The 17,175-nt window shown below is 71.6% G+C and carries 16 protein-coding genes; 9 read left to right on the plus strand and 7 right to left on the minus strand.

The genetic code is table 11. The annotated features are described in order from the left end of the window. The first annotated feature begins 358 nt into the window (after nt 1–358). Entirely contained in the window at nt 359–1,789 is a 1,431-nt protein-coding gene (locus ACIODU_RS27510) for an NAD(P)/FAD-dependent oxidoreductase (RefSeq protein WP_401770670.1), read from the plus strand. A 22-nt stretch (nt 1,790–1,811) separates the two neighbouring features. Here the strand turns inward: ACIODU_RS27510 and ACIODU_RS27515 are convergent, their stop codons facing one another. Then, nucleotides 1,812–3,365, minus strand: a complete 1,554-nt coding sequence (locus ACIODU_RS27515) for a regulator (protein WP_401770672.1) — start codon at nt 3,363–3,365, stop codon at nt 1,812–1,814. Nucleotides 3,366–3,682: 317 nt separating this feature from the next. Between ACIODU_RS27515 and lipB the strand changes: the two genes are divergently transcribed. The 4 genes from lipB (at nt 3,683) to ACIODU_RS27535 (ending at nt 7,042) form a co-directional block, all read left to right on the plus strand. After that, the gene (gene lipB, locus ACIODU_RS27520) at nt 3,683–4,492 is read left to right on the plus strand and encodes a lipoyl(octanoyl) transferase LipB (protein WP_401770674.1); all 810 of its coding nucleotides are present in this window, start codon (nt 3,683–3,685) and stop codon (nt 4,490–4,492) included. Between the two features lie 209 nt (nt 4,493–4,701). Continuing rightward, complete coding sequence (gene lipA / locus ACIODU_RS27525) at nt 4,702–5,670, plus strand: lipoyl synthase (protein ID WP_401770676.1); 969 nt, start codon at nt 4,702–4,704, stop codon at nt 5,668–5,670. A 330-nt stretch (nt 5,671–6,000) separates the two neighbouring features. After that, the gene (locus ACIODU_RS27530; RefSeq protein ID WP_401770679.1) at nt 6,001–6,333 is read left to right on the plus strand and encodes a hypothetical protein; all 333 of its coding nucleotides are present in this window, start codon (nt 6,001–6,003) and stop codon (nt 6,331–6,333) included. Nucleotides 6,334–6,343: 10 nt separating this feature from the next. Continuing rightward, nucleotides 6,344–7,042: a DUF4191 domain-containing protein gene (locus tag ACIODU_RS27535; protein ID WP_356430262.1), complete on the plus strand. Its 699-nt coding sequence runs from the start codon at nt 6,344–6,346 to the stop codon at nt 7,040–7,042. Nucleotides 7,043–7,159: 117 nt separating this feature from the next. On the opposite strand, the gene ACIODU_RS27540 is transcribed toward ACIODU_RS27535, so the two are convergent. Then, a complete protein-coding gene (locus ACIODU_RS27540; RefSeq protein ID WP_401770683.1) occupies nt 7,160–7,627 on the minus strand; it encodes an RDD family protein in 468 nt (155 codons plus the stop codon). A gap of 223 nt (nt 7,628–7,850) precedes the next feature. Between ACIODU_RS27540 and glnA the strand changes: the two genes are divergently transcribed. Beyond that, nucleotides 7,851–9,260, plus strand: coding sequence for a type I glutamate--ammonia ligase (gene glnA, locus ACIODU_RS27545; protein ID WP_356430268.1), 1,410 nt, complete (start codon nt 7,851–7,853; stop codon nt 9,258–9,260). A 388-nt stretch (nt 9,261–9,648) separates the two neighbouring features. On the opposite strand, the gene ACIODU_RS27550 is transcribed toward glnA, so the two are convergent. Then, on the minus strand, nt 9,649–12,135 hold the full coding sequence (locus ACIODU_RS27550) for a hypothetical protein (RefSeq protein WP_401770687.1): 2,487 nt from the start codon (nt 12,133–12,135) through the stop codon (nt 9,649–9,651). 249 nt (nt 12,136–12,384) lie between these two features. Here ACIODU_RS27550 and ACIODU_RS27555 point away from each other — a divergent pair, with 249 nt between their 5' ends. Continuing rightward, a complete protein-coding gene (locus ACIODU_RS27555; RefSeq protein WP_401770689.1) occupies nt 12,385–12,639 on the plus strand; it encodes a hypothetical protein in 255 nt (84 codons plus the stop codon). A 43-nt stretch (nt 12,640–12,682) separates the two neighbouring features. On the opposite strand, the gene ACIODU_RS27560 is transcribed toward ACIODU_RS27555, so the two are convergent. Then, on the minus strand, nt 12,683–12,859 hold the full coding sequence (locus ACIODU_RS27560; RefSeq protein ID WP_401770692.1) for a hypothetical protein: 177 nt from the start codon (nt 12,857–12,859) through the stop codon (nt 12,683–12,685). A 68-nt stretch (nt 12,860–12,927) separates the two neighbouring features. Next, nucleotides 12,928–13,500 carry a dihydrofolate reductase family protein gene (locus ACIODU_RS27565; protein WP_401770694.1) on the minus strand — a complete coding sequence of 191 codons (573 nt, stop codon included), beginning with the start codon at nt 13,498–13,500 and terminating at the stop codon, nt 12,928–12,930. Between the two features lie 161 nt (nt 13,501–13,661). Between ACIODU_RS27565 and ACIODU_RS27570 the strand changes: the two genes are divergently transcribed. Then, nucleotides 13,662–14,093, plus strand: coding sequence for a Rid family hydrolase (locus ACIODU_RS27570; protein ID WP_356430283.1), 432 nt, complete (start codon nt 13,662–13,664; stop codon nt 14,091–14,093). 96 nt (nt 14,094–14,189) lie between these two features. Then, nucleotides 14,190–15,296 carry a Gfo/Idh/MocA family protein gene (locus ACIODU_RS27575; protein ID WP_401770696.1) on the plus strand — a complete coding sequence of 369 codons (1,107 nt, stop codon included), beginning with the start codon at nt 14,190–14,192 and terminating at the stop codon, nt 15,294–15,296. Nucleotides 15,297–15,342: 46 nt separating this feature from the next. Here ACIODU_RS27575 and ACIODU_RS27580 read toward each other — a convergent pair whose 3' ends face one another. After that, the gene (locus ACIODU_RS27580) at nt 15,343–16,200 is read right to left on the minus strand and encodes an NAD-dependent epimerase/dehydratase family protein (protein WP_401770698.1); all 858 of its coding nucleotides are present in this window, start codon (nt 16,198–16,200) and stop codon (nt 15,343–15,345) included. 130 nt (nt 16,201–16,330) lie between these two features. After that, nucleotides 16,331–17,092, minus strand: a complete 762-nt coding sequence (locus ACIODU_RS27585; protein ID WP_401770700.1) for an RraA family protein — start codon at nt 17,090–17,092, stop codon at nt 16,331–16,333. Between the last annotated feature and the right edge of the window lie 83 nt (nt 17,093–17,175).

Genomic DNA, 17,175 nt, shown 5'->3' on the forward strand with positions numbered 1-17,175 from the left:
CGACCCGTTGAACGCGCCGTAAAACATGCAGTCCGGACATACGTGCCTCCGGAGGCCCCGCCCCCCGTCACCACGACACACCCAGCCCGTCCGGCGATTGAGGACATCAGTAAGCCGCGCCCGCGCACCGGGCAGACGCCAAAACCACGCCCGTCCGGCGATTGAGGACAAAGCAAGAAGCCGCGCCCCCACCCGGGCGCAGACGCCCGTCCGGCGGGAGGACAAGACGCAACCGCAGCGGACACCGGGCACACGCGCCGCCCATGCACCCATGCCCCACCCCACGCGCGGCCACCCCCACCGCGACCCCTTCCTACGCTCGTCGTGAACTCGGGCAGACGACCTCGGGGAGGGCCACGTGCTCCACAGCGCACACACCGGCACCGCGCACACAGCGCAAAGCGCGCAAGACGTTGTCATCATCGGCGCCGGCATCGCCGGCCTCGCCGCCGCGCATCATCTGACCGCCGCGGGCGTGAGCGTCCGCGTGCTGGAGGCCGCCCCTCACCCCGGCGGCCGCATGAGCACCGAGCTCGTGGACGGCTTCCGCCTGGACCGGGTGGGGCCGTTGCTCAGTACCGCGTATCCGGAGCTGCTCCACACCCCCGCCCTGGAGGGCATCGCGCTGCGGATGTTCTCGCCCGGCGTGCTCGTCCGGCGCAACGGGCGGCTCCACCGGGCGGGCACGATCGACAGGACCGGCCTCGCCGGAAGCGCGAGCTCAAGCACAAGCCCCGGCGCCGCCGAAAGGAGCGGCGCCACGGAAAGGCGGCGCCTCGACCTGAACCCCCGCACCCCCAGGCGCGCACACCGCGCACTCACCACCGCGCGCGCCCTCGCGAGCGCCCCCGGCCGCGCCCGCCAGGACCGGACCGCCGCCCCCGGCGACGGCGCCCCCGGCAACGCGCCCGGCCGCCGCGCACCCCGCCCCGACCGCCCCACCCACGACGCCCTCGCCGCGAGCGGACTCCCCGCCTCCGCGGTCGACGGCTTCGTGCGGCCGCTCCTGACCGCGCTGCTCGGCGACCCCGCCCTGTCGACGTCCAGCCACCGCGCCGACCTCGCGCTGCGCGCGTACGCGCGGGGCCGGCTGTGCGTCCCCGCGGGCGGCGCGTCCACCCTGCCGGAACTGCTCGCGCGGACGCTGCCGCCCGGCACCGTCGTGACGGACGTGTGCGTGACGGAGGCGTCGATCAACCGCGTCGCCACCAAGGAGCACGGCGAGATCGCCTGCCGCTCCCTGCTCGTGGCGACCGGCGCCCGCGCCGCCGCCGAGCTGCTGCCGGGGCTGCGGGTGCCGGACTTCCACCCGGTGACGGTCCTTCACCACACCGCCCCCACCGCCCCGTCGGCCGATCCGGCCCTCGTCCTGGACGCCGAGACGGGCGGCCCGGTCGCGCACACGGCCGTGATGAGCGCGGTCGACCCCTCCCGTACGCCCGACGGCCGGATCCTGGTGTCCTCCACGGTCCTCGGGACCCCGCCCCCGGCCCGCGAGCTGGACCGGCTCGTGCGGGCGCAGCTGGCCGGGGTGTACGGAACCCCCACGGACGACTGGGAGGTGCTGGCCGTGCACCACACCCCGGAGGCCGTCCCCGCGATGCCCGCGCCGCACGACCCGCACCGGCCGGTGCGGCTGCTGTCCGGCCTGTACGTGTGCGGGGACCACCGGGACACCAACACCGTGCAGGGCGCGCTGTTCTCGGGCCGCCGGGCCGCCCACGCCGTCCTGCGCGACCTGGGGGTGAAGCCCGCGCACGGCACTCCCCCGCTGTCCCCGGCGGCGTAGGACCCGGGGTGCCCGGTACGCGTCAGCCGATCGTCGCGACCCGGTCGCGGTAGGCCCGTACCGCCGCCGCGTCCCGGAACGGCTCCAGGCGGCGTTCAAAGTCGCGTACGTACTCCACCGCCCGTGCCGACCGCATCTCGGCGGCCTGCTGGGCCGCCTCCGCGCCCAGCAGGCACGCCTGGTCCAGTTCGCCGAGCCCGAGGCGGCCCGTGGCGAGCACCACCCGGCAGAAGAGCCGGCTGCGCGCCAGGGCGGGCGCGCGCAGCTGGAGGGAGCGTTCGGCGTGCTGGACGGCGCCGCGGTACTGCTGGAGGTCGCGGTAGGAGTGCGCGAACTCGTCGGCGAGCTGCGCCTCGTCGAAGTACCGGCCCCAGTGCGGTACGTCGTCCCCGGGACGTGAGGTCTCCAGGGCCCGTTCCGCCCGTACGAGGGACGAGGTGCAGGCCCGCGCCTCGCCCAGGACCCCGTGTCCGCGCGCCTCGACGGCGTGCAGCAGGGCCTGGACGACCGGCGGCGCGGAGGAGCCGACGCCCTGCTGGGCGACGCGGGCCAGCTGGACGGCCTCGCGGCCGTGGCCGAGGTAGACGGCCTGGCGGCTCATGGTGATCAGGACGTACGAGCCGTAGGCGCGGTCCCCGGCGGCCTGGGAGAGGCGCAGGGCCTGGACGAAGTACCGCTGGGCGAGGCCGTGGGCGGCGATGTCGTACGAGGTCCAGCCCGCCAGCCGGGTCAGGTCGGCCGCGGCGGCGAACAGGCGGCGCCCGGTGACCTCTCCGTACAGTCCGCGCAGTATCGGCTCGACCTCGTGTTCCAGGTACCGGACGAGGGCCTGGCGGGCGTGGCCGCCGCCGTACGCCTGGTCGAGCGCGCGGAACAGCTCGCCGACCGACCGCAGCGCGGCGATGTCCCCGGCGGTGACGCGCTGGCCGGTGGCGCGTTCGGTGCGCGGGCGGGGGACGGTGGCGGGGTGGCCCTGGGCGGGGACGCGGGCCTGGCGTTCGCGGGCGGCGGGGTCCCGTGGCCCGCGCGGGCTCTGGTCGTACGGGGCCACCGGCCCGTTGGCCCCCGGCCCGGGCGCTCCGGGCCCGGGCGCTCCCGGCCCGTTCCCGGTGGCGTGGTCGGGGCGGCCGACCCGTTCGTCGGCGCGGCCGATCAGCCAGTCGCGGCTGGGGACGACCAGTCCGGCCGGGGTGAACGCGATCTTGCGCAGTTCGGCGTGGCTGCCGGAGTCCTTGCGCCAGAGCCCGCCGACGATGTCGACGGCCTCTTCGGGGCTGGCGGCGAATTCGAGCCCCGCGTAGACCGGCGCACACGCGTCGAGCCCGAGATCCTGGGCCGAGAGCCGGCGCCCGAGCCGGCGCGTGAAGACCTCGGCGATCAGCGCGGGAGTGGTGCCGCGCGGCTGCTGCCCGCGTAACCAGCGGGTCACCGAGGTCTTGTCGTACCGCAGGTCGAGGCCGTGTTCGATGCCGAGCTGGTCCACGCGGCGGGCGAGCCCGGCGTGGGAGAACCCGGCCTCCGCGATGAGCGCGGCGAGCTGGCGGTTGGGGATGCGCTGGGGTGGTCGTTCCGACATCAGCTGTAGGGTCTCCTGCCTTCCGGGCCCCGGAGCAGCCCTCATGGAACGGCGTGAATTTAGCGGCACGGGGCGTCCGTACCGCCACCTTCGTCCTACATTCATCCGATCGTGTGAGGATTCACGGCGCCGCTGACGCAAGCGCGTGCGGCAGGGGCGGGGGGCGTGTGCCGGCGGCAACTGCCCGGCCGGCTCAGGGCAGGGTCGGCTCCGGGCCGGAGGCCCCGTACACCTGCCCGGTGGTTCCGTCCCGCGCCGCCGTACAGTGGCGAGGGCGTGACGAACGCGCCATGGAGCTTCTTGAGGAGGCACGGCCCGTGAGTGAGTTGCGGTACGTCCATCTGGGGTTCGGCGACGAGGCGGTCGAGTACCGGGAGGCCTGGGAGGAGCAGCGCCGGGTCCACGCGGCCCGCTTCGCGGACGAGCTTCCCGACACCTGTCTGATGCTGGAGCACCAGTCGGTCTACACCGCCGGACGGCGCACGGAGGACAGCGAGCGCCCCCTCGACGGCACTCCGGTCGTCGACGTGGACCGCGGTGGCAAGATCACCTGGCACGGTCCCGGCCAGCTCGTCGGCTATCCGATCCTCAAGCTGCCGCGCCCGGTCGACGTCATCGCGCACGTCCGCCGGCTGGAGGACGCGCTGATCCGCGTGGCCGCCGAGTTCGGGGTGGAGACGTCCCGGGTGGAGGGGCGCAGCGGGGTGTGGGTGCTCGGGGACCCGGTGGCGGACCGGCCGGCGACGGGCGGGCTGACGCTGGACTTCGACCCGCGCCTCCGGGACGACGAGTTCGATCCCCGGATGAACGGACCGGAGTACGCGCCGTCCAACGCCGGCCAGCGCCGGGAGGACCGCAAGCTCGCGGCGATCGGGATCCGGATCGCCAAGGGGGTCACGATGCACGGCTTCTCGCTGAACGTGAACCCGGACAACACCTGGTTCGACAAGATCGTGCCGTGCGGGATCCGCGATGCCGGGGTCACCTCGCTCGCGTACGAACTGGGGCGCGACGTCACGATCGCGGAGGTGCTGCCCTCCGTGGAGCGGCACCTGCGGGACGTACTGGAGAGCACGGAGCCGAAGCCGCGCGAGATCACGCGCGAGCCGGAGCACGCGACCGCGTAGGCCGTGTACGCCCGTCGGGGGCCGCGTGCGCCCGTACGGGAGCCGTGTGCGCCCGTGATCGGGAGCCGCGTGCGCCCGTGGTGGGGCCGACCGGGGGAACGCGCCCTCGCGGCCCCGGGTTGGCCAGACGTAATGCCGCGCAAACAACGGGCGTAACCTGGTGTTCGCCGAAGAATCGAATGCCGCGCCAGCAGAGAGAGGTGCCGGACGTGTCCGCTGTCGCACCCGACGGACGCAAGATGCTGCGTCTGGAGGTCCGGAACAGCCAGACTCCCATCGAGCGCAAGCCCGAGTGGATCAAGACCCGGGCGAAAATGGGTCCCGAGTACACCAAGATGCAGGGCCTCGTGAAGTCCGAGGGCCTGCACACCGTCTGCCAGGAAGCGGGCTGTCCCAACATCTACGAGTGCTGGGAGGACCGCGAGGCGACCTTCCTCATCGGCGGTGACCAGTGCACGCGACGTTGTGACTTCTGCCAGATCGACACGGGCAAGCCGCAGGCGCTGGACCGTGACGAGCCGCGGCGCGTGGGCGAGTCCGTCGTCACGATGGACCTGAACTACGCCACGATCACCGGAGTCGCCCGCGACGACCTGGAAGACGGCGGCGCGTGGCTGTACGCGGAGACCGTGCGCCAGATCCACGGGATGACGGCGGGGCGCGAGGCCGGCGGTACGAAGGTCGAGCTGCTCATCCCCGACTTCAACGCGGAGCCCGCGCAGCTGGCCGAGGTCTTCTCGTCCCGCCCCGAGGTGCTCGCGCACAACGTCGAGACGGTGCCGCGGATCTTCAAGCGGATCCGCCCCGGTTTCCGGTACGAGCGTTCCCTCGACGTGATCACGCGGGCCCGCGAGGCCGGTCTGGTGACCAAGTCCAACCTGATCCTGGGCATGGGCGAGGAGCGCTCGGAGGTCAGCGAGGCACTGCGGGACCTGCACGGGGCGGGGTGCGAGCTGATCACGATCACGCAGTACCTGCGTCCTTCGGTACGGCACCACCCGGTCGAGCGCTGGGTGAAGCCGCACGAGTTCGTGGAGCTGAAGGACGAGGCCGAGGCGATCGGTTTCTCGGGTGTCATGTCGGGGCCGCTGGTGCGTTCGTCGTACCGCGCGGGCCGGCTGTACCAGCAGGCGATGGACCGGCGGGGCGCGGTGGTGGGGGCCGAGGCGGCTGTGTGAGGTCGCGCGGGCGTCGTACGAGTGCGCTCGCGCGCTCGGTGTGAATCCCAGCACAAGCGATTACTGGCGATTACCGCCGAGTGGCGCGCCGGTGGAAGCCCGGCGGAACGCGGTCCGTACCCTCCCCGCAGGTCGGGGGCGGCCTACGGGCCGCGTCCGCGTTCCCGGGCGACGGCGGGGGCGTACACCGGCTCCGTACCCAGGCTTCATGGGCGTTTGACCGGTCGGTCACGCCCTGGTAACACCAGTCCGTGACGCTGAAGCCACGCGTCACGGACACGCTCCATGCCGTTCCAGGCCCCACCGGGCCGCTCCAGGGGGAATGCCACCATGCAGGTCGCGCACATACGGCCCGTCCGCTCCGTCACCCGCTCCGTCACCGCGTCCGGTGCGGACGCCAGGACGACAGTGATCCGCCCCACCACCTCCCTGCCCCGCACCTCCCTGCCCGCCGTCGCGCTCCCCTCGGTGGGGACCGCGCTGCGCGTGGTGGAGTCCCTCCTCCTCAGCGGCGGGCAGCGCACGGCCCGCCGCAACGCCTGGACCGCCGTCCAGGAGGACCGCCGCAGGGCCAGGGACCGGGTCGAGGCACAGCACGTACTGGAAGCGGTGTCGGGCCGTACTCCCGAGGCCGCGTCGGACCGCGCTTCCCGGGCCACGTAAACTCCCCTACATGGCGGCGAAGGAAAACGCAGACTCTGCTGCGAACACCGGGCGACTGAAACAGATCGCCCTTACCTACAAGATGACCCGGCGGGCCGACTCGAAGGTCGGTCTTGTCGTCGCGGGTGTGGGAATCGTCACCTTCGGTGTCTTCCTCGCGGTCGGGTTCTTGATCGACCACCCCATCTACCTGGGGATCCTGGGCTTCATCCTGGCGTTCCTCGCGATGGCGATCGTGTTCGGCCGCCGTGCCGAGCGGGCGGCCTTCGGTCAGATGGAGGGCCAGCCGGGGGCGGCGGCCGCGGTGCTGGAGAACGTCGGGCGCGGCTGGACGACGACTCCGGCGGTCGCGATGAACCGCAGCCAGGACGTGGTGCACCGGGCGGTCGGCAAGGCCGGCATCGTGCTGGTGGCCGAGGGCAACCCGAACCGGCTGAAGAGCCTGCTGGCCGCCGAGAAGAAGCGGATGGCGCGGATCGTGGTGGACGTGCCGGTGCACGACATCATCGTCGGGGACGGCGAGGGCCAGGTGCCGCTGAAGAAGGTGCGGACGACCCTGCTCAAGCTGCCGCGTGTGCTGGCGGGGCCGCAGGTGACGTCGACCAACGACCGGCTGCGGGCGCTGGGGGATCTGATGAGCAACATGCCGCTGCCGAAGGGGCCCATGCCCAAGGGGATGCGGATGCCGCGGGGCGGGAAGATGCGCTGAGCGGTCGCGTACCGCTGACGTACCGCTTGACGTATTGCTGACTGCTGACGGAGGAGGGCGGCGCGGGAAGACTCCCGCGCCGCCCTCCTCCGTTCGTTCAGGTCTTCATTTCTTGATTCAGATCCGGACCTGTACGGCGCCGGAGAGGCGGTCGTGGAGGCCGCGGCCGTCCCGGTCCCAGATGAGGGCGGGGACGGCGAGGCAGAGCAGTACGGTGCGCACGAGGACGCGCACGAGGGAGAGCCGGCCGCCGCGCTCGGCGATGACGCGGAGGCCGAAGACGCGCTTTCCGGGCGTGAAGCCGACCGTACCGACGGTGAGAAGACTGAGGACGAAGAGGACGCCGAGCGCCCAGTTGCCGGTCTTCTGCCAGTCACCCGCCGCGAGCAGCCCGTATGCGATCAGCATGCACAGCGCCCAGTCGAGGAAGAGGGCGCCGAAGCGGCGGCCGAGCGGGGCGACGGACCCCGGGCCGTGCTCCGGGAGACCGAGCCGCTCGCCCCGGTAGCCGAAGTCGACGCCCATGTGCTCGGCGGCGGCGCGGGGTCCGGAGAGCCAGGATCCGATTACTTGCCTGTTGTCCACCCGTCCACGGTACTGGGCGGGGATTTACCCCCTCTTGACGGGGGTCGGGGAGCATCCCGGCGGCGTCGTACGCGCCGGGGCTGGTTAACTTCAACGAAACAAATGGGTCACGCTTGAGAAATCCCGGAAACCTATGGTCGGCTCCAGCGTGTGCCACCGCACTGGCCGCACCACCGAGCGACAAACCCCCGCCCCTCCTCGGGTCGGGAGGAGGAGGAGCTGGATGTTCCAGAACGCCGACGAGGCAAAGAAGTACATCGCGGACAACGACGTCAAGTTTGTCGACGTCCGCTTCTGCGACCTGCCTGGCGTGATGCAGCACTTCACGATCCCGGCAAAGGCGTTCGACCCGGCCGAGGAGCTCGCCTTCGACGGTTCGTCGATCCGCGGCTTCCAGGCCATCCACGAGTCGGACATGGCACTGCGCCCGGACCTGTCCACGGCGCGGGTCGACCCGTTCCGCCGTGACAAGACGGTGAACATCAACTTCTTCATCCACGACCCGATCACGGGCGAGCAGTACAGCCGCGACCCGCGCAACATCGCCAAGAAGGCCGAGGCCTACCTCGCGTCGACCGGCATCGCGGACACCGCGTACTTCGGCCCCGAGGCCGAGTTCTACGTCTTCGACAGCGTGCGCTTCAACACCACGTCGAACGAGAGCTTCTACCACATCGACTCCGAGGCCGCCGCGTGGAACACCGGCGCCCTGGAGGACAACCGCGGCTACAAGGTCCGCTACAAGGGCGGTTACTTCCCGGCCCCGCCGGTCGACCACTTCGCCGACCTGCGCGCGGAGATCTCCCTGGAGCTGGAGGCGTCCGGGCTCCAGGTCGAGCGCCAGCACCACGAGGTGGGCACCGCCGGCCAGGCGGAGATCAACTACAAGTTCAACACGCTGCTCGCGGCGGCCGACGACCTGATGCTCTTCAAGTACATCGTGAAGAACGTCGCGTGGCGCAACGGCAAGACCGCGACCTTCATGCCCAAGCCGATCTTCGGTGACAACGGCTCCGGCATGCACGTGCACCAGTCCCTGTGGCAGGGCGGCACGCCGCTGTTCTACGACGAGCAGGGTTACGCGGGCCTGTCGGACACCGCCCGCTACTACATCGGCGGCATCCTCAAGCACGCGCCGTCGCTGCTGGCCTTCACGAACCCGACGGTGAACTCGTACCACCGCCTGGTCCCCGGCTTCGAGGCCCCGGTCAACCTGGTCTACTCGCAGCGCAACCGCTCCGCCGCGATGCGCATCCCGATCACGGGCTCGAACCCGAAGGCCAAGCGCGTCGAGTTCCGCGCCCCCGACCCGTCCTCGAACCCGTACCTGGCGTTCTCGGCCCTGCTCCTCGCGGGCCTGGACGGCGTCAAGAACAAGATCGAGCCGGCCGAGCCGATCGACAAGGACCTCTACGAACTGGCCCCGGAGGAGCACGCGGGCGTAGCCCAGGTCCCCACCTCGCTCCCGGCGGTCCTGGAAGCCCTGGAGGCGGACAACGAGTACCTCCAGGCGGGCGGAGTCTTCACGGCGGACCTGATCGAAACCTGGATCGACTACAAGCGCACGAAGGAAATCGCCCCGATCCAGCTGCGCCCCCACCCGCACGAGTTCGAGCTGTACTTCGACATCTAGGAGTCGGGGTCAGAACTGCCGCGAGGGCCGCTACCCCATGGCCGGGGTAGCGGCCCTCGCCGGCTCGCGCACGCGCTTGGGCCTCCGGAGTAGCGTCCTCGGGTGAACCTTCATCTCATCAACGATCTCCCCGACGGTGGCTTGAGCGGGACGTTCCACCAGCGGTGTCTGACGGACACCTGGTGGTGAACGGAGACGACTTCCGCGCCGCCTTCCTGTGGCTTCTGGCTGACGGCTTCGGCCCGTGGGAGGCTGCCACTTCGGGCCGGCCCGAGCCCGATTGGGCTCCGCAGGCTGTCGCGGAGCAACGGCCTTCGTCGGCTTGTTCGGTCGCCGCGCGGGGTGGCTGGTGTCATCAGCGCCGGGTGTGGGCTCTCCCGAGCCGCGCTCACCGCTCTCGGGGGCCCGACGGCCGGAACGGCCAGGGATGGGCGATCGAGCCGTCGATCTCCAGGCCGTAGCGACGTGCCCGCTCGGCCTCGTCGGCTCTGCCCGTGTCCTCCCAGTGAGCGAGGAGCGGGCCGAGGCGGCCGCCGCCGTTGACCGCCGCGCGGTGCAAGCGCTCCGCGTCGGCCGTGTTCCGGTGCCGTTCCATCAGGGCCAGCCGCTCCAGCGCGTCCAGGTCCTCCCGGTCTGCCGCGCGCCGATACAGCGCCTTGGCCCGAGCCGGACGGCGCGCCTCCTGCGACCAGGCGGCCACTGCCCAGGTCTGCGGATTCCGGAACTCCGTCAGGCGGTTCAGGACCGACTCCGCGCTGTCCTCGTCGTCGGAGCACATGCCCATCAGTACCTCGACCGCGGCGAATGTCCCACCCGGCCAAGGGCGTTGCGCAGCGCCGAGCGCGTGCCGGTCAGCCAGTTCGACGACCGTCCAGGCCAGTCGTTCGGCCTCGGTCTCGTCACCGTCATCGTGTCGTTCGATCGCCATCATGGCCAGTTCGAAACCGTCGCCGCGTTCCGCGAACGAGCGGGCCAGGCGCTCGGCCTCGGCCCACTCGCCGGCGCGGCACTTGTGCCCCACCAGTTCGCCCCTGGCATTCGGATCACCCGCCGATGCCCCCAGCCGCAGGAGCCGTTCGTACTCCGCGAGGTCGCCCGCGCTCCGGCGTACTTCGGCCAGCAGGAAGTGCGCCTCCGGATCTCCGAGTGCCACAGCCTCCGTCAACGCCGCTTCCGCCTCCGGGCCGTGGGACAGAACCGAGGCCAGCGCGGTCAGCGGGGAGGCCCGCCCGCTCGTGGTCGCTTCCCTGATCAGCCGCTCGGTCCCGTCCTGGTCGCCGAACTCGCTGAGCGTCCAGGCCAGGGCCAGCATCGGCTCGGGGTCCCCGTTCCGGAGCACCGATCGCGCCAGCGTCTCGGCCTCCTCGGTCAGTTCCCGGTACGCCATCATCGTGACGATTGCCTCCCAGGCCGGACCGTGCCCCGCCTCCCCCGCCAGGCGCAGCAGCGCGGCCGCCAGGCGCAGCCGCCCCCGGCGCTGTGCGGAACGGGCCAGTTCGTACAGGTCGGCGGTGGTCGCCGCGTGCTGTTCGACGGCGTACCAGAACGAAGCGGGCGGGAAGCACGTCCTCCGAGCTGTCCGGGCGTAGTGGTCGAGGTAGTCCGCCAGACGGCACACCCCCGGCCGGGCGCCCATGCCGTGGTCGTGGGCAACGTCGTCGAGCGCCACCACCACGTCCTTGATCCTGGTCCGCGCGAAGGCCGTCGCGGTCTCGAACCAGTCCGCCGGCGCTGCGGCGCGCTGGGCATCCGTCAGATATCCGGGCGCGGCCGCTTCCAGCAGCGCGAGCGGAAGCGGGGAGGTGTGGCCGAGTCGGCGCGCGTCCATCGCGGCCGTGACCACCGCCTTGCCGTAGCAGTCCGGTGCTCCGTCCGCCTGCTCGTACCACTGGACCAGGGACGGGCCGCCCGCCAGGGTCTGGGTGACGGAACCGTCCGGAGCGGTTCGCGCGGCGACGGCCAGCGACCCGTCGTCCGTGTCGTGCAGCCGCCCCAGCGCCGGGCCGTCGAAGACCGCGGGAACGGTGATCACGCGCGCCGCCGCGAGCAGCGCTCTCGCCTGGGGGTGGCGGTCCTGCGTACCGGTCGGGCGAGCGGTCAGTTTGTCGCGGTGGTCCGGCCAGAGGGTGGCGATGACCACCAACGGCTCCGGCCGCTCCAGCCGGCGGCGCAGGGCCGCGGCAGCGGCCTCACCGCCCTGGCCGCCGAGGAGTTCCTGGGCCTCGTTGAGCCACAACACCGTACGCGGGCCGAGGGCGTCGGCGGCAAGCAGCCGGTTCAGGCCATCGGCGTCCTTCGGATACGCCAGCGCCCAGTCGGCGAGACAGGCCGTGACCGCCTCGTACGCGGTACGGGTCTTTCCGGTGCAGCTGTACCCGCTCAGCACGAGCAGCACGGGGTCCTCTCCGGACGCCGCGTCCTCCAGGAGCTCCCGCAGTTCGTGGTCGTGGCGGCGGGCGACGTACGCCGGAAGCACGAAGCCCCGGGAGGCCGTTCGCGACGGATCGGCGATGGCCGCGTGCACACCGAGCCGCTCGGGCCGCCAGTCGGCCAGCGGACGTGGAAGATCGAGGGAGCCTACGATGCCGGGCTCTTCGAGGGAGTGCGCCGGCCGGCGCGCGGTCCCGCCGTTCTGCCCGCCGATCCGCTCGGCCGTGGAATCCCGATGCCGGCGGCGCCAGTGTTCCCCGTCGAACAGGTGCCGCTCGTCGCGCGACGGCTCCACGCCTTGGCGCTTCGCCTCGGCGCCGATCGCGCGCACCAGTCCGATCAGGCGCTCCGCGGACGTCGGCAGGTTCCGGCCGAGGAGCCAGCCGCCGACCGTCGAAGGCGACTCGACACAAGCGCTCCTCGCCAGTCTGCGCAAGCCCGGCACGGGCCGGAGTCTGCTGAGGCGCCACTCCCCCAGAGTCCGCAGGTCGGATCGGAATCGTTCCTCAGCACTGCCCGGCACGCCGCCCCGCCTGTCCGATCCGTCTCGCCCCGCCGTTGGACGGCCACGTGACGTACGCCCGGTGACCTCCCGCTCTCGGCATCGACTGTACAAACGGAGAATCCGGGTTCCGTACGAGCCACCGGACGGCGAGAGTCCCGATCGACCTGTTGTCCACGAAAGGGCCCTCTTGTGCCATTCACCGATGCCGTCCGAACCGGTGCGGCCGCGCTGTCCTCTCCGAGCGCCGTCGTCCTAGTGGTGGTCCTGGTCGTCGGCCTGGTCTTCGGCCTGGTCGTCTTCCTGTTGTTCTATCTGGGCGTGGTCCTGCCGGCGGTGTGGTCGCGTCGGAGTCATCGGCGGCACGCCGCCGCGCGGGTCTTGGAGCTGATGCTCGTCCACCCGCTGCTCGTGACGCGCGTGTTGGCCGGACTCTTCCGTCGCTGAACGACGCGGGTGGCCCGGTCGCGGGCCGGCGCGCCAGACCGTTTTACGGCACCCCCGGGCGCCGCAGCACCGAAGCCCGGCCCGTGAGGTCGAGTCCGTGGGCGAACGGGTCCAGGCGTGGCCCCGTCAGTGCGCCGAGGGCGTCGCGCAGCCACGACTCCGCCCAGGCGCGGAACGCCGACGCGTCTGCCGGAATCGCCCGGGTCACCGTCACGGTCATCCGGTCGTCGAGCGGCGTAAGAGACGAGGGGTTGAGCCTCGTACGGAACGAGGGCTCGTCCTTCGTGGTCAGTGGAGGACGTCGAAGACGTTCTTCTGGAGGCCGTTGGGGTAGGCCTCGTGTTCGGTGAGGTGGAGTTTTTGGGTGTCTTTGTCCGTGGTGCTGAACAGGCGCTTGCCCGCGCCGAGGAGGAGGGGGAAGACCAGGAGGTGGTAGCGGTCGATCAGGCCGGCGTCCGCGAGGCTGTGGTTCAGGGTGGCGCTGCCGTGGATGATGATCGGGCCGCCTTCGGTTTCCTTGAGGGCGGCGACGTCGTCGAGTGTGCGCAGGATCGTGGTGTCGCCCCAGTTCGTGACCAGGTCGTCGTCGGTGAGGGTGGTGGAGACGACGTACTTCGGCATCACCTTGTACGTGGCGAAGTCCTCCATGTCCGGCCAGACCGCGCTGAACGACTTGTAGCTGGTCCGGCCCAGGAGCATCGCGGCGGCCTCCTCCTGTTCGCGGCCCTTGATCTCGAAGGCCTCGGGGAGGAATTCCACGTCCTTGAAGGTCCAGCCCGAGTTCCGGTAGCCGGGCTCGCCGCCCGGGGCCTCCATGACGCCGTCGAGTGAGACGAAGGCGGTGCTGATCAGGGTGCGCATCTTGCTCTCCTGCGGTGACTGGTTGGTTGCTTGATGGGGTGGGTGGTTGCTTGGTTGGCTGGTTGCTCGGCAATGCTGGGTTGACCGGTGATCGTCGGGAAACTCATCGGCCCGCCGCCTACCGTTGTAGGTGGAACTCGTCCTTTGTCGATCGGAGTGCTATGGGTACGTCACGTCAGGTCGAACGTTTTGGAGTTCCCTGGGAGGAAAGCTACGGGTACGCCCAGGCTGTCAGACACGGCGATACGGTCTATCTCTCCGGTCAGGTCGCCCACGACGGGAAGGAACTCGTCGCCCCCGCTCCCGTCGACGCGGACGGACTGGTCACGGACTTCTCCCACATGGGTCAGCAGCTGCGGCAGTGTTACGCCAACGCGGCGGAGTTGCTGAAGCGGTTCGGCGCGTCGCTGGACGACGTCGTCGAAGAAGTCCTCTACGTCGTCGACGCCGACGCGGGTGACGCCGCGGCCGGGCCCGTACGCAAGGAAGCGTACGGGCGGCCCGATCCGCAGGTCGCGAGCACGATGATCGGCGTCGCTCGGCTGGCCTTCCCCGAGTTGCTGGTCGAGGTCAAACTCACCGCACGGCTTTGATCGCTCGGCGTCCAGGGGGGGACCTCTAGGGGGTGTCCGTGCGTTTATCGTTCAGCAGCGGAACAAAACCCCGTCCAGGTGCGAGGAGCGAATGACGTGAGTGCGAGTGCGGCGCCCGTGCGGTTCGGGCTGGTGGGGACCGGGTGGCGGTCGGAGTTCTTCGTGCGGCTCGCTCGGGCGCTGCCCGGTCGGCTCGACGTCGTCGGAGTGGTCAGCCGGTCCGCCGAGCGGGCCGCGGAGGTGGAGGCCGCGTGGGGCGTGCCCGTCCATCGGAGCGTTGAGTCCTTGATGGCGGGGGCGGGGGGCGCAGCCGTACCGCCGGAGTTTGTTATTCCGTCCGTGCCGTGGGACGCCACCCCCCGCGTGACCAAGGAACTCGTCGCCCTCGGCGTCCCCGTCCTCGCCGAGACGCCCCCTGCCCCGGACGCCGAAGGGCTGCGGGATTTGTGGCGGGCGACCGGTGCCGGCGGGCTGGTGCAGGTCGCGGAGCAGTATCCGCTGATGCCGGGGCACGCGGCGCGGCTCCGGCTGGTACGGGACGGGGTCATCGGCGACGTGACCTCCGTACAGCTGTCGTCCACGCACCTCTACCACGCCGTGTCCCTGATCCGGCACCTGCTCGGGACCGGTTTCGAGCCCGCCACCGTGACGGCGCGGGCGTTCACCGCGCCGCTCGCCGATCCGCTGTCCCGCGACGGCTGGACGGACGATCTGACGCCCCGGGACGCCGAGACGTGCCTGGCCTTCCTGGACTTCGGCGGCGGGCGGATGGGGCTGTACGACTTCACCGACAACCAGTGGTGGAACCCGCTGCGCGGCCGGCGCATGGTCGTACGCGGCTCGCTGGGCGAGATCGTCGACGACCAGGTGGTCCGGATGGCCGACCCCCGTACACCCGTGGAATCCCCCCTGGTCCGCCGCCTGACCGGCACCGACCTCAACCTGGAGGGGCGGGAGCTGCACCACATCTCCTTCGACGGCCGGGTGGTCTACCGCAACGAGTACGTCGGGGCGCAGCTCTCCGAGGACGACCTCGCCGTCGTCGACCTGCTGTGCCGTACGGGCGCGTGGGTGCGCGGCGAGGGGCCGGAGCCGTACCCCCTCGCCGAGGGGTGCCAGGACCATCTGCTCAGCCTGGCGATCCAGGAGTCCGTACGGACCGGGCGTGCCGTCACCACGGAACGGGAGGCGTGGGCGGGGTGACGGCGCCCCGGGTCCGGTGAGGGGCGGGACCCGGGGGGGAGAGGCGTCAGGAGGTGATCGTGTTCCGCCAGGAGTGCCGCGGTGCGAAGCCGAGCGCCTCGCGGGCGCGGTCGATGCTCAGCAGCGTCTCGTACGTGCCGATCTCACGCGTCAGCTTCACCCCCGGGAACACCTCGGCCAGCAGCTCCGCCGACGGCCGGTCCATGACGGTGTCCGCCGCCGCGATGACGAAGCTCGGCGCGCCGGTCACGGGCGCGGTGAGCCCGAGGCGGCAGGCCGCGGCGGCGTCGCGGGCGTCGATGTAGCCCCAGAGGTTCCACTTCCGCAGGTGCGGGTCCGACCAGTAGCCGGGCACCAGCCGGTAGTCGTCCTCGACGTGGACGTTGGACAGCCGCAGCGCCACGAAGGGGATGCCCGACCACTCGGCGACGTGCTGGGCGGTCGTCTCGCTCGCCACCTTGGAGAGGGCGTAGGTGGAGGTGGGGTACGGGTAGTGGTCCTCGTCCACCGGCGCGTACCGGGGCGGGACGTCGAAGGGCAGGCCGAGGGTGGTCTCGCTGGACGCCCACACCACGCGGGAGAGCTTGTTGTGCGCGGCGGCGAGGAAGACGTTGTTGTTCATCGCCAGGTTGGTGTGGAGGGTGTGGGCGGCGGGGAACAGGCCGGGCGCCGGGATGTTGGCCAGATGGACCACCGCGTCGACCTCGCTGAGGGCGTCGACGGCCTGCCCGTAGTCGGTGAGGTCGGCGAGCAGGAGGGGTACGTCCGTACCGGCCGTCCTGCCCCGCTCACCGCCGTCGGTCGCGATGTCCACGGCGAGGACGTCGAAGCCGTGATCCAGGAGATCCGCTACGACGACCCTGCCGGTCTTTCCGGTGGCTCCGGTGACTGCGACGGTGGTCATGGGTGTGCTCCCTGCTCGATGGCGTCGTTCCATCCTCCCCTGCCGGCGTCCACGTCACCACCGCGTCCGGGCGCTTGCTCCTGCCTTGTGCCTGCTCCTCGCGCCCACTCCCCGTGCCTGCTCCCCGTGCCTACTCCTCGATCGCCCCGCCCACCGCGCGAAGGTGGTCGCGGAAGGTCAGGTCGGGGGTACGGCGCCGCTCGGCCAGGTACGTGTCGAACCGGACCTGGGAGCGGAGGGAGTCCCCCGCGCGGATCCGGTCCGCCTGCCGGTGTTCCGTGTCGCGGATCGTCTCGGCCAGGGTGAGGAGGTTCCCGATCCCGGCGGCGGGCAGGAAGAGGGCGCCGTCCTCGTCGGCGACGACCAGGTCGTCGCGGCCCACGGTCCACTCCCCCACCGTGGCGGAGGTCAGGGCGTCCTCGGGGCGGGGGTCGAGGCGTTGGGGGCCGGTGGGGAGCGCGCCCAGGCTGAAGACCGGGAGTCCGATCGCGCGCAGGTCGGCGGTGTCGCGGTGCAGGCCCCAGATGACGATTCCCGTCAGTCCGGCGATACGGGCCTCCAGGGCCACCAGGTCGCCCACGCAGGCCTCGTCGTGCCGTCCGGCGTTGTCCACCACCAGGACGTCGCCGGGGTCGGCCCCTTCGAAGGCCTCCAGGAAGACGTCGACGCTGCCGGCGTGCCGGGCGGGGACGACCCGGCCGGCCAGGCGGCTGCCGGGCTCCAGGGCGCGGAGAGCGGTGGGGGCGCAGCGCACCGGGATACGGGCGCGGATGCAGGCGTCCGCCAGGTGGGCGGTGGTCAGGGCCGCGAAGCGGCTCCGGAGATCGTCGCGGTTCAACTCTGCCGTCTCTGCCGTGCCTGCTGTGTCCGCCGGGCCTGTCGTATCCGCCATGTCTGCCATCCTCGCGTCCCGTTCTCTCCCTGTACTGGGGAAAGTCTGGCATCGGCCGCCGGAATGTGTCCCTTGTCGGTGGG

This window comes from Streptomyces sp. NPDC088261 (genome assembly GCF_044740805.1).
Taxonomy (GTDB): Bacteria; Actinomycetota; Actinomycetes; order Streptomycetales; family Streptomycetaceae; genus Streptomyces.

Coding starts and splice junctions, on each gene's coding strand:
- ACIODU_RS27515 (WP_401770672.1), bottom strand. CDS start 3,365: ATGTCGGAACGACCACCCCAGCGCATCCCCAACCGCCAGCTCGCCGCG.
- ACIODU_RS27530 (WP_401770679.1), top strand. CDS start 6,001: ATGCAGGTCGCGCACATACGGCCCGTCCGCTCCGTCACCCGCTCCGTC.
- ACIODU_RS27535 (WP_356430262.1), top strand. CDS start 6,344: ATGGCGGCGAAGGAAAACGCAGACTCTGCTGCGAACACCGGGCGACTG.
- glnA (WP_356430268.1), top strand. CDS start 7,851: ATGTTCCAGAACGCCGACGAGGCAAAGAAGTACATCGCGGACAACGAC.
- ACIODU_RS27560 (WP_401770692.1), bottom strand. CDS start 12,859: ATGACCGTGACGGTGACCCGGGCGATTCCGGCAGACGCGTCGGCGTTC.
- ACIODU_RS27565 (WP_401770694.1), bottom strand. CDS start 13,500: ATGCGCACCCTGATCAGCACCGCCTTCGTCTCACTCGACGGCGTCATG.
- ACIODU_RS27570 (WP_356430283.1), top strand. CDS start 13,662: ATGGGTACGTCACGTCAGGTCGAACGTTTTGGAGTTCCCTGGGAGGAA.
- ACIODU_RS27580 (WP_401770698.1), bottom strand. CDS start 16,200: ATGACCACCGTCGCAGTCACCGGAGCCACCGGAAAGACCGGCAGGGTC.
- ACIODU_RS27585 (WP_401770700.1), bottom strand. CDS start 17,092: ATGGCGGATACGACAGGCCCGGCGGACACAGCAGGCACGGCAGAGACG.